The organism is Planctomyces sp. SH-PL62, from assembly GCF_001610895.1.
Taxonomy (GTDB): Bacteria; Planctomycetota; Planctomycetia; order Isosphaerales; family Isosphaeraceae; genus Paludisphaera.
Genome location: NZ_CP011273.1, coordinates 6183023 through 6195799 on the forward strand (window position 1 = coordinate 6183023; position 12777 = coordinate 6195799).

A 12777-nucleotide genomic window follows, 5' to 3' on the forward strand; every position below is an offset into this window, starting at 1 on the left:
ACGCCGGGCGCGGCCGATCCCTCGTCCTGAACTCCGGTCAGGCCTCGGGCTCGTCCTCGCGGGGCTGGTCTCGTTCAGGCCGTCGAGCGGTCGTCGGTCGTCGGAGCGACGGATGGTGGGGGCCGGCGAAGGCCGAGACCACCTCGGGAAGCGCGGCGAGGTGCAGGTGCACGAAGCTGCCGACGGCGTGGTGGCGGAAGTAGAAATCCCCCTCCCCCGAGAGCCGGCCGTAGCACGACGGGCATTCGAACGGGGTGGGGCTGAACTTCAGGTTCCATCGCCCGCTGCGATAGCCGCGCACCTCGGTCCCCTTGGGGCCGAGCCAGCTGTCCCGGCTGAGGATGCGGCTCACGGGTTCCGGGGGCCTGGGGGAGTCGGCCACTTCGGCCTCCACCGGCAGGATGCCCGCCCCCGGGATGCGATGGCCGTCGACGAGGATGGAGCGGCCCAGATAGGCGGCCCCTCCCCCCTCGGTGTAAATCCGCTGGCCCCGGCAGACGTGCTGCCGCAGCGACGCGATCATGCTGACGTTCGACGCCAGCGCGGCGGCGTGCACGTTCGCCAGGCCGCAGCCGATCATGACCAGGTCCACCCGCTCGGGCAGCGCCTCGTCGTTGAGCGGCGAGAACTCGACGAGTTCCGCCCCCAGGGCGGACAGGGCCTCGAACGTGTCCGGGAAGTAGCAGCCGAACGCCTCGTCGCGGGCATAGGCCACGCGGAACCCCGGCTCGCCGACGGATCCCCCGCGCCCGGGTCGCTCGACGTAGTCGGGATAGGGGTTGCTCAGCGACAGGGCCGAGATCGCCTTCAGGTCGGCGTGCTGCAGGAAGCTCGCGGCGAGGGCGTCCACCGCCTGGCGAGGAAACTCCCCCGGCGGCGCCGACTCGATCTCCCGGCGCGCCTCGGGGAGCAGCTCCACGGCCCCGACGACCGGCAGGCCGCTGGTGAGCCGGATCAGCCGACGGAAACGGTCCAGATCATCGGGAGACTCCAGGCCGTCGAGGACCACCGCCACGGCCCCGGGGCGGCTCCGGCAGGTGGAACGTGCCGTCGCGGGAGCCGGCCACCGAGACCACCGAGACCACCGGCAGCGCGAGCGCCGCGACCAGGGGCGCGAGGGCCCCCGGAGCCGGCTCCAGGCCGGTCTCGCAGACCACGCCGGCCCGTCGAGCCGCCCCTCCACCACGGCGAGATCCGCCTGACGGAGGCCGGCGACCAGGAGCGACCGGCAGATGTCGGGGGGCATCAGCCAGCTGTCGAGATGGCGGCCGGGCATCCCCGTCGCGTGCGCCACCGCCTCGGTAGCCGTCGGGCAGGCGCGGGTCCGAAAGTGCTGGATCCGCCAGCGCCTGGCCGTGAGGCCCGCGATCAGGGCGAGACCCGCGATCGAGGGGTCGGAGCCCGAGGTGGACGTCGCCAGGGCGATGCGGGGAACGGGCGTCGTCATTGTCGTTGTCGTTTCCGATCCACCACGCGCCGTCCGAGCGTTGCGACGCTCGACGCCGAATTACTACGGATTTTCCGACCCAAGGGAGGCTTGCCCATCCCATCGCGGACCCCGCCTCTGGGACCGGCGGACGCCGGACGGGAGGAGTCTTCGACGGCCGTCCCGCCGTCGAAGGCCGGGTCCATCAGGCCGTGCGCCGGCCCGTCCCAATGATAGGGCCGGCCGCGACGAGGTCAAGCTGGTAACGGGCGGTCGCGCGAGGGAGTTCCGGCGTCGATCCCCGCACGCGGGGGGCGGCGTTCCGACGCGGGCGGGGACCGCGACCGGGGATCTCGGCTTGCCGATCGGCCCGCCCACGGCTAGTCTACCCCCCGCTCTCGCCACGGATGCCGGCCGACGCAAGCCGAGACGAGACGAGCCGCGTCGCACACCCAGGATCAGTTCGGGAAGGATTCCGAGCGATGTCTCAATCCGAATCAGAGCGTCGGCCTCCACGGTTCGACGTCCGCGCGGCGACGGCCGCGGCCCTCATCCTCGGCGTCCTCGGCGGCGGCGGAGCCGAGCCCCAGCAGGCGGGCAAGCCCTCCGCCGACGGCCCGGCCCGCGAGGTCGAGATCGTCGACCCGACGCCCCGCGCCGGCAAGCCTTCCCCCACCGAGCCCACGCCCACGCCCGAGGCCGAGCCCAGGCCGGAACCGGCCGCGACGCCCGCCGTCGAGCCCGAGCCGCCCGCCGCCGCCAGGGACGAAGCCCCGGCCGCCGCCAAGCCCATCGACAAGCCTGTCGACAGGCCCGTCGCCGCGGGGCTGCTCCGGCCCGACGAGGCCGAGGCGCTGCTGGCCGACGCGACCGAACGGATCCAGGCGCTGACGCCCCCCGCCGACGGCTCGGCCAAGCCCGGCGCCGACCCCGCCGCCAAGCTCGCCGACAAGGCCCTGGCCGAGGTCCTCGAGGATCGCCGCCGACGGCTCGACGAGTACGCCAAGCTTGCCAAGGAACTGGCCGAGCTGACCGCCCCCGAGAACGCGCCCGAACGCCGGCTCGCCGACGCCAAGGCCGAGTTGGCCGACCTCCAGGCCCGGCTGGCCCAGCCGGTCGACTCTCTGCTGCCGGCCGCGTTCGCCCACTCGGGCGCGGTCGACCAGGCCGGGCGAGACCAGATGAAAGAGGCCATCGAGGGGCTCAAGAAGGACGTCAAGGACGACCAGGACAAGCTCGAATCGGGCGCCGCCGATCCGGAGAAGGAGGCCAAGATCCCGCTGGCCGCGCTCCGGGCCGATCGCGACCGGATCTCCCAGGCCCTCGCCGCCCTCAAGGCCCGCGAGGCCGCCCGCGCCGACGCCCCCCCCGCCAAGTCGGCCGCCGAGCGCAAGCTGTTCGACGAGCGCGGCGTCAACCTCCGCGTCGAGACGGCCGTCGAGACCGTCCGGTCCCAGGTCGTCGAGCGGAGGCTCGCCCAGACGGCCAAGCTGGCGGAGGTCGCCGGAGTCGACCGCCGCCGCTGGATCGCCCGCGTCCAGCTCGGCCGCAAGGTTCTGGAGCCGATGCAGGCCCGCTTCCGCCAACTCGCCGAGGCCGACGAGCGCGACCTCCAGCGCAAGGCCAGCGCCGAGCAGGCCAAGGCCGACCGCTCCATCGACCCCATCGAACGCTATCGGGCCGAGCGCCTGTCCGAGCTGCTCGACCTGGAGGCCGCGGCGATCAAGGCCGAGCAGGCCGCCACCGCCAGCGTCCCGCCCACGCTCGAGGAGATGCGCAGCCAGGCCAACATCGCCGAGGCCAACTTCGCCCGGATCAAGGGCCTCATCGAGGAGGGCCGGCTCAACCGCATCGACGTCCTCAGCATCAACGCCGATTATCGCCGGCTGGACCCCGAGCGGCGGCGGGTCCGTCGCGACGAGCGCGACGTGGTCGAGAAGCGCCTGCGCGACTACGCCAACATGCTCACCACCGTGGAACTCAGCCAGATCGAGGACCGCCTGCTCGACCAGATCGACCTCGACGACCTGCTGGACAAGCTCCCCCCCGGTCGCCGCCCGCAGGCCGTCGCCCTCTGGAAGGAGCTGGAGGAGCGGCACTCGACCATCCTGACCCGCCACCGGGAGGCCCTGGCGGCCCTGGTCCGCAGCGAGACCGAGATCCTCGACCAGGTCGACCGCCGCCTGGCGATCCTGGACGACGAGTCGAGCTTCATCCGCACCCACATGTTCTGGGTCCGCGACCAGGACCCGATCAGCCTGACGACCGTCGGCATGGCCGCCGGGGAACTCCGGCGGCTGACCCGGGTCTCGCTCGGCCTGACCCGCCAGGCGCTCCAGCCGTCGGGCTGGAAGCCTTCCTCGCCCGAGTTCCTGGCCGCCTCGGCCGTCATCGTCGTGCTTCCCCTGGGGGTCATCCGCGTCCGCCGCACCCTGAAGCATCGGCTCGCCCAGGCGCTCCCCCCTCCCCCTTCGACCGCGGCCCCGGCCCCGGCCCCCGAGGCGGGCGGCCCGGACGGGGACCCGGACGCGGTCGTGCGGCAGGGCTGAGAGAGACGGACGTTCTCGTTCCGCGAGGGGTTACTTCGACATGCTTGGTCTGCGATCCTTGCTGATGGGCGTGCTCTGGGCTTCGGCGTGGCCCCTCTACCTGGCGGCGACGGCCCAGGTCGCGCGGCTCGGCCCCTGGCCGAAGGCGACCGGCGTCCTGGCCGCGACGATCCTCGAAGCGGCGGCCATCGGCCTGTTCGCGCGGGGGCTGGGGAGCTGGTTCTTCAAGCCCGGCGGCTGGTGCGAGCGCTATCTCGACACGCCCCCCAGCGTGACCCGGCAGTTTCGGGGCGCCGGCCGGCTGCTGATCATCGCGGCGATGGCGCTCCTGGTGCCGATCCACCTGTTCGCCAACGGCGAGATCGCGCATCAGGGGAACGCCGTGACGGCCCCGGCCCTCTCGCGGTTCCTGTTCCTGGCCTTCGAGCTGGTCGTGCTGGCCTCGCTCGTCTATCACCTCCGGCCGAACTCGGCGCTGATGATCTGGATCAACCCGGACGTCGAGCTCGAACCCGAGGCGGAAGCCGGGACCGCCGCCCCCGCGGCGATGGTCGTCGTCACGCGGCAGCCGTTCGGGACGGTCGGCGAGGCCTGGGTGACATGGTGCCTGCGCCGGGCGCGGGCGATCGCGCGGCTGATCGTGGCGTTCGGCGTGGTTGTGGTGATCCTGGATTTCTGCGGCTACAGCTTCGCGGCCGGTCGCCTGGCCCTGGGGGGGGTGGAGAGCCTGGTCGTCTTCATGCTCTCGTGGGCGATCCATCGGGTCGTCGCCCGGCTGATCGCCTGGCGGCTCCGGGTCGACTCCCGGACCAACCGCGTGTGGGCCTCGATCGCGGCCTTCTGGATCTCGCGCTCGAAGGGGGCGCACGCCGCCGCGACCGCGCCCGGCTCCAAGCCGGCCGACGCGGAGGACTGGACGCTCGTCGCCGCGCGGACCTCGACGTTCACGATCATCCTCCTGGCCCTGGCGATGCTGGGCTGGATCTGGGGCATCGACCCGACGCTGATGGACTTCCTGGCGAAGCAGCACATCTGGACCGACGCCGAGGGCGGGTCGGTCGTTCTGGGAGACCTCGCCACCTCGATGGTGGCGGTCGTGCTCGGCGGCCTGGCCTGGCGGTACATGGCCGGCCTGTTCGCGTTCACCCTCTTCCGCCGGCTCCCCGACGACCCGGGCGTCCGGTTCGCCGTCGTCACCCTCTGCCGCTACGCGACCCTCGCCCTCACCGTGGTCGTCGCCCTCCAGGCGGTCCACCTGAAGCTCTCGCAGATCAGCTTCCTCCTTGCGGCCCTCGGCGTGGGCCTGGGCTTCGGCCTCCAGGAAGTCGTCTCGAACTTCATCTGCGGGCTGATCCTGCTGCTGGAGCGGCCGATCCGCATCGGCGACGTCGTCTCGGTCGCCGGCACCACCGGCAAGGTGGACCGGATCAACACCCGCTCCACCACGATCATCAACGGCGACAACCAGTGCATGATCGTCCCCAACCGCGAGCTGATCACCGGCCGGCTCGTCAACTGGACGCACAAGGACAAGATCATGCGCGTCGGCGTCCGCGTGGTCGTCTCGCACGATTCGGACGTGGAGACGGTCACCTCGCTGCTCCTGACGATCGCCCGGAGCGACTTCGACGTCCTCTCCAAGCCCGCCCCCTCGGCCCTGCTGGACGAGCTGGGCGAGTCCGGCCTGGTCTTCAGCCTGTCCGTCTACGTCGCCGACCCCGGCCTGATGGGAGGCGCGAAGCACCGGATCTGCAAGGCGATCCGCGAGCGTTTCGCCCAGAACAAGATCGCGCTGGCCAGCCCGATCCGCGAGGTCGCCCTCACCGGCGTCCCCGAGGAGCTGACCCGCCTGATCGGCGGCCGTCGCCTCCGTGGCGACGAGCCCGAATCCGCCCCCCCGACCCCCCACCGCGCCGAGGCGAGGGCTTCCGTCGAGGCTTGAGCGACGGCCCCGAAACCTCGTCGTCGCGGCCGGAAGACGGCCTTCCCCCGCCGGGGGGAAGGCGTCGGAGCGACGGTCCGTCGACCTTCGCTCCGGGGACGGTTCCTCACTTGCCGCCGGCGGGGGTCGCGGCCGGGGCGGGGGATCCGGCCGGGGCGGCGGGGGCGAGGCCGTCGCCGAGGTAGAAGGCTTCGCAGAGCTGGCCCAGGAGCTTGCCCGCGTCGGTCGTGGTGGGGATCTTGCCGTCCGGGGAGTCCAGGATCACGTTGTTGATGAAGAAGGCGATGACGAGCGGCCGGCCGGCCGCCGTCTCCAGGTAGCCGGCGAGGGCCTTGCTGGTCATCAGCCGCTTACCGATCAGGGCGTCGGTGACGAACATGGTGCCGGTCTTGGCGTGGGCGTGGCCCCGCGCCGGGCTGTCCTCGGGGACGGCCTTGGCGAGCGTGCCGTCGCGGCCCAGGATGGGGAGCGCCGCGTCGTACGCGCCGAAATCGGGCCGATCGGCCATGGCTTTCAGGAGCGTCACGGCGGCGCGGGGCGTGGTCATGTCGGCCCACATCCCTCCCGCCCCGCCGCCGAACGAGACGTCGAGCGGGTCGAGCCCCAGGCCTTTGAGGATCTCCCCCTGGCGCTTCAGTCCGGCCGCGAGCGTGCGCTCTCCCTTGCGGACGGCCAGCAGCAGCGGCAACGTGCTGGCGTGGAGGTTGTGGCTGACCTTGAGGATCACCCGGGCGAACTCCCGGAACGGCGGCGAGGTGTATTCGGCCACCTTGGGGAGGCTCGCCAGGGTCGCCTGGGGGGGGAGATCGGACTCGGGGTTGTCGGCCAGCGGCGAGGCCGAGACCTGGACGCCGTGCCGGCGCAGGGATTCGATCAGCAGGGTCCGGGCGAACGACGCGGGATCGTCGACCTCGATGTTGTCGACGAATGAATCGGCGCCCGCCGGGACCCGGCCCCGGACCTTGATCCGCCTCGGGCCGACCAGCTCGATGCGGATCTGGGGGGAGCCGTCGGCGACGGTCTCGACCTGGGCGTCGACCGCGACGTACCCCGTCCCGGGGGTCATCGTCACCGTCGCGGGATCGCCGGCGGCCTTGCCGGGGGCGACGACCACGTCGATCAGGTTGTCGTTGATCATGATCGGCGAGACCAGGCGAGGCCCGCTCCCGGAGCTGGGCGCCCGTTCGAAGAGGCGGGCGTCGACGATCACCTCGCCGTCGATCTTCTTGATCCCCGCCGCCCGCGTCTCGCGAGCCAGGTGCTCCAGCCCGGCCAGCGGGTCGCACTGGACCAGCACCTCGCCCGCCTTGCCGCCGGAGGTGTAGATATGATCCTCGTCGGTGAACAGGAGCTTGCCGTCGGGGCCGGTGCGGCCCCCCATCGCCGGGTCGCCCTGCGCGATCAGGATCAGGTCGCCGTGCAGCGCCCCCTGGTCGTCGACGTTCCCGCGCCGGACCACGGGGGTCTGGAAGCGGTGGTCGGCGCCCAGCTCGACCATCGCGGCGGCCGTGGAGAAGAGCTTCGCCACCGAGGCCGTCCCGAACAGCTCGTCGGGATTCTTCTCATAGACCGTCTCGCCGGTCTTCGAATCCACGACGAGGATCCCCCAGTGGGCCCGCCGGAATGTGGGATTCTCCAGCACCGCCTTGACCCGGTCTTCCAGCCGCGTCGTCGCCGTCGTCGCCGGGGCGGAGGCCGACTTGGGGGCCTCCTGCGAGGGTTTCGGGGCTTCCTGGGCGCGGGCGGCGGCGGCGTCGATTCCGATCGCCAGGGCGGCGACCGCCAGCATGAAGAGGGCCGAGGCCTGGCGAAGCCTGCCGAGCCTCGCCGATCGCCTGCGTCCCCGCCCGTTGCGTTCCTTCGGAGTGATCCCGGCCTGCTGCATCGCTGATCCCCTTTCCGCGCGGTCGCCCCCTCCCGGCCGTCGCGCGGAATCCTCCGCCGCGCCGGCCCCCCGGCGAGACGAGTATATCGGAACCGCACCCCCGAAGGCACCCGCGAGGACCGCGCGCAAGGCCGCTTTCCCCGCCACACGCCCAGGCCGCTCGCGCGGGAAGGCCCGATCGGGACGGGAGGAATACGAATACGGACGAGACCCGCGCGGGCCGAATGACCGGAACGGGGATTCGCGACGGGCGCGAAGGCCTGCGAAAGGCGCATCGCCCTATCGGGTCGGCCGAGGCTCGGTTCGAAGATTCAACGGAGCCGCTCGGACCGGCGATGGTCGGATCAATGGTCGGAGATGTGATCGGAATCGATGGGCGGGGGGGAGGCGAATCGAAGCAAATCGAGTCGAGTCGAGTCGAGCGGCGGTGCGCCGACCGACTCAGCGGATCAGTTGCAGGCGCGTGGCCGAGATGAAGCCGTTGAGCATCCGATGTCCGGTCGCCCGCACCGGGCTGCCGTGGCAGGAGTTCTCGCTCAGGTCTTCCAACCAGCCGTCGTCCGGCAGCAGCGAGGCCTCGGCCTCGACGATCACCAGTTCGCGGGGGCGTCCCTGGGGGGCCACCTGCAAAACGACCCGCGCCGAATCGTCGTCCACGCCGCCCGTCTCGACCCAGGAATCGATGATGGCTCCGCTGACTTCGAGATCGAGTTCCATTCGAAGCTCCTCCTGGACTCGGGCTGACGGCCCCGATCCTTTCCCAGGTGCGGACGGTTCTTGGCCACTCCGTCCTCTGTGTCTGACTACATCCATCATAGCAGCCTCAGGTGGTTCGTCAACTCGAAGTGACGCCGATCCCGGAAGAAAGGTCGAAAGAATCGGCGGTGTTTCGATTTTGACGCGAGGGGCGAGACGGGGCGAACAGCCCCTAGACTAACCAATTCGGATGCCCATTGCATCGGTTTCCGCACGACTTGCGTAAACCGAAGGAATCCAGTCAGGCTCCTGCAAGCATGATGCCGAGATCGCCCAATCCCAAGGATTTCCGCGAAAGAGTTGCGACGAAATCTCAACCGGCCCCGGAATCGAAAACGCACGCTCCCACTCAAACCAGCCGCCCCGCCCCAACACATCACATCGAGACGCCGCTATTGATCATGTGTAGCATCGCGATCACGGGAGAGCAATTCCCTTTTCTAGCGTCTTCTAAAAATCTCGTGGAAACCGTGGGTTTCAGGGGGTCGCGCGGGGGGGCCGGCGGGGTTTTCCGCCTCGGCCGTCGGCTTTCTTGAGCAAACCGCCGGGGGTGCCCCGAAGTTCGGGCCGTCGATGCCGTGGATGGGGGGATTTTCCGCTTGGCTGGAGGGACGGCGCGCGTCAGGATCTCGGGAGGGACGCGGCGGGGTCGGCGCGGGTGGAAGGCCGCCTTTGCGGCGGCCTGGGCAAATGTTGCAACGGCGTCGGCGGGTTTGAAGGTTTTGAAGGGATCGCAGGTCGAGAACCGGGAGGGGTCCGTGGGATTTCGCGTGGACGTGGAGAAGCGGGGCGGCCGGGACGTTTACACGATGCATGACGACGTCTCCGGGGCGTCGGCGTCGGTCCTGCCGTCGTACGGGTTCAACCTGTTCGATCTCCGGCTGCCGATCGCGGGGGAGGTCCGGCCGGTGATCGTGTCCGACCCGACGTTCGCCGAGGCGCCGAGCCGGGCGGGGGGGAACGGTACGCCGATCCTCTTCCCGTTCCCGAACCGGATCCGGGGGGGCAGCTTCAACTTCGAGGGGAAATCGTACGCGGTGCCGGCGGGCAACGGGCCGAACGCGATCCACGGTTTCGCGATCGACGCCCCCTGGGACGTGGTCGAGCACAAGGCCACGCCGTTCGGGGCGGTGGTGGCGGGCCGGTTCCAGCTTTCGGTGCATGCGCCTGAGCGTGCCGACGACTGGCCGACCGACGCCGTTTTGAACGTCCGCTACACGCTGGCGGACCGCACCCTGATGATGGACGTGACCGTCACCAACCCCACGGCCGTCGCCCTCCCGTACGGCTTCGGCGTCCACCCCTACTTCCGGCTCCCGTTCCCTCCCGGCGGCGATCCCTCGCGGACGAAGATCATCCTGCCGGCCTCGAAAACGTGGATTCTGAAGGACTTCCTGCCGACCGGCGAGGTCGCCGACGTCCCCGCGCGGCTCGACTTCCGCGAGGGCAAGCCGATCGCGGGCCTGGAGCTGGACGACGTCCTGACCGGGCTGAGCCATGAGCCGGGCCGGGGGGTCTGTCGGCTCCTGGACCTGGGAAAGGGCGCCGAGTTCCAGCTCGGGTTCGACGAATCGTTCCGCGAGCTGGTCGTCTACACGCCGCCGGGCAAGCCCGACGTCATCTCGATCGAGCCCTACACCCAGACGACCGACGCGATCAACCTGGAGCCTCAGGGCTTCGACGCCGGCCTCCGCATCCTGGGCCACGGCGAGGAGGACGTCATGAAGCTGGTCATGCGGACCGTGGGCTGAGCGGGGCGGGGGGTGAAGCGGGTCGGAGATCAGATCGACTTGGCCGGGGGCGGCGGCTCCGGTTATCCTGGCACCCCCAGGGCCGCGACGGCCCCATCGTCGCCGACGCTGGAATCATCAAGACGCACCATCGTCCCGACCCGCCCCGAGGGTCGTCCCAGGAGCCGCAACATGGAGGCCCCCCTTGATCCCGGCCCCGTCGACGTCGACGCCATGAGGATCGACGTCCTGCGACGGGCCGTCGAGATCTATCTGAAGCACGCCTACCCGACGGGCGAGTACCCGGAGAACGTCAAGCGACGGATCAGCTGGGGGGAGGGGGCGCCGCCGCGCGACCTCTTCGCCAAACCCCCCTTCGAACGGGCCGGGAAGACCCCCGGCACGCAGTCGCCGATCTACGCGCTGCGGCTGGGGAACGGACGCTACCCCCACATGAAGCTCCAGTTCCAGCCCTGGAACAACGCCGAGGGGCTGATGCTCTCGGTCAACACCCACGACCAGGTCGCCGGCCTGGACCTCGTAGCCGAGGACGTGGACGCCTTCAAGCGGCTCCAATCCGAGAATCAGCGCCTCAAGGAGGAGATCGAGCAGGCCTGGGAGGCCGAAAGCCTCCCCACCTTCCTGAACTTCCTCCGCTCCTACATCGAGAGCCGTTCCGGAGACGACGAGCCCGAGGGCGGAATCGGGGCCTGACTCGCCCCGGCCGTCAGGCGTCGGGGGCCGTCGCGACGGCCTCGGACTCGAAGCTGGGGAGGACGGTCATCCCGCCGGCGAGCATGTCCCAGTACTGGGCGATGCGGACGTCGACGCGGAGCAGCGCCAGGTCGGGGTCGTCCAGCCCCTGGGCGAACCAGACCCGGTTGGACGGGGTCCACAGCTCGCGAAGCTTCTCGGGGTCGCGCACCAGCGAGGCGCGGCCGGCGAGCGAGACGTAGCGGTGGTCCTCGGGGGAGGCGTAGCTCACGTTCACCTCGGCGTCGCGTCGGATCTCGTCGACCTTCGCCGACGAAGCCTTGGTGAAGAACCAGAGCGTGCCGTCGAATTCGACCTCCTGGGTCGCCATCGGCCGGCTGTGGAGGCTGCCGTCCGGGGCCTCGGTCGTCAACATCGCGACCTTGATCCCCCGGAGCATCATCGCCACTTGCCGGATGGTCGTGTCGGGCTTCGTGCGATCCATTGGCCTCTTCCCTTCCTTCAATCCCTGCCACTTCGCGGAACCCGTCGATTCCCGCGGGGGGCCTCGCCCGAGGTCCGCCGTCTCGGGAATCTCCATCTGCAAGAGTCGTTCCAAGCGCCGCGACGCCGCGAACGGCCGGGGATTTGCATCGTCCCCCGTCGACGGCCCGAGGCCGACGCCCGGGATCGTCCCGTGAACCACTTCGCGACCCGTAGCAGGAAGAGGAGGCCGAGCGATGCCCCAGAACACCGCGAGTCAGGGCCCGAAGACGACGATCCAGGGGGGCGGCCAGGAAGCCCACGGCTTCGTCCAGGATCGAGGTGCGAGCCGCGAACTGGGCTCGACCGAGGGGTCGTGCCCCATGAGCGGCAACCCCCTCCAGAAGCTGCTCGGCGGCCAGGAGGTCAACGTGGGGGATGTGGAGCGCGTCGTCTCCGTCATGGGCGGCGGCCTTCTCACCCTCTTCGGCGCGACCCGGGGGGGCCTCACGGGCCTGGGCCTGGCGGTCCTCGGCGGCGGCCTGATCTACCGGGGCGTCACCGGCCATTGCGAGGCGTACCACGGCCTCGGGATCGACACCACCGACTCCGGCGGGTCCGAGCGCGGACACGGCCGCCAGGGCGGCCGCGCCCCCGCCTGACCTCGCGACGGGGCCCGCCTCTCGAGGCTCGCGAAAGAAGGTGCGTCCTTGTGGGGGCGATTGGTCGCTCTTATAAGAGACGAACATCCCCGGAAGCCTTCGCCCATGTCGGGTACGCGGCTTCCCGGGGGCCTTCAAGCCTGATGGGAGTTCCGTATGGCGAGCTATCGTGGTTTGGTCCGTGCGTCCGCCGCCCTGGCGACGGCCCTGGCGGTGGTGATGGGCTCGGTCTTCGCCGACGAGATCTTCGGCGTCATCACCAAGGTCGACCCCGAGACCCGCAAGATCACCGTCTACCAGAAGAAGGCCGACAAGGAGACCGTCCTGGTCGTCGCCGAGGACGCCGAGCTGATCACCCCCAAGGACGAGTCCGGCCGCAAGATCGACCTGAAGAAGATGGAAAACCAGCTCGCCAAGGCCAAGGAGCGGAACCCCGACGCCAAGGGCATCCGGGCCAAGATCACCTATCAGGGCGACAAGGCCTCGAAGATCGAGATCACCAAGAAGAAGGCCGCCGCCCCCACGCCTTGAACCCGCCTCCCGCGCCGGCCCGATTTCGGGCCGGCGCGGGATCGCGAGGGGCCGAGTCTTGCATCAAGGCCCGGGAGTCGCTACGGTCGTGAAGACCGCGTTCCGACGAGCCGGGGAGAC

General features: G+C 70.6%; 10 protein-coding genes. 6 read left to right on the forward strand and 4 right to left on the reverse strand.

Annotated features, from left to right (window positions below):
* Positions 1-37: 37 nt before the first annotated feature.
* A complete protein-coding gene (locus tag VT85_RS24170) occupies positions 38-1447 on the reverse strand; it encodes a hypothetical protein (RefSeq protein ID WP_197490985.1) in 1410 nt (469 codons plus the stop codon).
* A 461-nt stretch (positions 1448-1908) separates the two neighbouring features.
* Here VT85_RS24170 and VT85_RS24175 point away from each other — a divergent pair, with 461 nt between their 5' ends.
* Both VT85_RS24175 and VT85_RS24180 read left to right on the forward strand, forming a co-directional pair.
* Positions 1909-3975: a hypothetical protein gene (locus VT85_RS24175; protein WP_068420688.1), complete on the forward strand. Its 2067-nt coding sequence runs from the start codon at positions 1909-1911 to the stop codon at positions 3973-3975.
* Positions 3976-4015: 40 nt separating this feature from the next.
* A complete protein-coding gene (locus VT85_RS24180; RefSeq protein WP_082858867.1) occupies positions 4016-5917 on the forward strand; it encodes a mechanosensitive ion channel domain-containing protein in 1902 nt (633 codons plus the stop codon).
* Positions 5918-6023: 106 nt separating this feature from the next.
* On the opposite strand, the gene dacB is transcribed toward VT85_RS24180, so the two are convergent.
* A complete protein-coding gene (dacB, locus tag VT85_RS24185) occupies positions 6024-7802 on the reverse strand; it encodes a D-alanyl-D-alanine carboxypeptidase/D-alanyl-D-alanine-endopeptidase (RefSeq protein WP_068420692.1) in 1779 nt (592 codons plus the stop codon).
* Positions 7803-8243: 441 nt separating this feature from the next.
* Positions 8244-8519 carry a hypothetical protein gene (locus VT85_RS24190; RefSeq protein WP_068420694.1) on the reverse strand — a complete coding sequence of 92 codons (276 nt, stop codon included), beginning with the start codon at positions 8517-8519 and terminating at the stop codon, positions 8244-8246.
* 797 nt (positions 8520-9316) lie between these two features.
* On the opposite strand from VT85_RS24190, the gene VT85_RS24195 reads away from it, so the two are divergent.
* Both VT85_RS24195 and VT85_RS24200 read left to right on the forward strand, forming a co-directional pair.
* Positions 9317-10309 (forward strand): aldose 1-epimerase, encoded by a 993-nt coding sequence (locus VT85_RS24195; RefSeq protein ID WP_068422590.1) that lies wholly within the window; start codon positions 9317-9319, stop codon positions 10307-10309.
* 171 nt (positions 10310-10480) lie between these two features.
* Entirely contained in the window at positions 10481-11002 is a 522-nt protein-coding gene (locus VT85_RS24200; RefSeq protein WP_068420696.1) for a hypothetical protein, read from the forward strand.
* 13 nt (positions 11003-11015) lie between these two features.
* Here the strand turns inward: VT85_RS24200 and VT85_RS24205 are convergent, their stop codons facing one another.
* Positions 11016-11486, reverse strand: coding sequence for a pyridoxamine 5'-phosphate oxidase family protein (locus tag VT85_RS24205; protein WP_068420698.1), 471 nt, complete (start codon positions 11484-11486; stop codon positions 11016-11018).
* 235 nt (positions 11487-11721) lie between these two features.
* On the opposite strand from VT85_RS24205, the gene VT85_RS24210 reads away from it, so the two are divergent.
* Positions 11722-12126 carry a DUF2892 domain-containing protein gene (locus VT85_RS24210; RefSeq protein WP_068420700.1) on the forward strand — a complete coding sequence of 135 codons (405 nt, stop codon included), beginning with the start codon at positions 11722-11724 and terminating at the stop codon, positions 12124-12126.
* A 156-nt stretch (positions 12127-12282) separates the two neighbouring features.
* Entirely contained in the window at positions 12283-12657 is a 375-nt protein-coding gene (locus VT85_RS24215) for a hypothetical protein (protein ID WP_156513068.1), read from the forward strand.
* Positions 12658-12777: the final 120 nt, after the last annotated feature.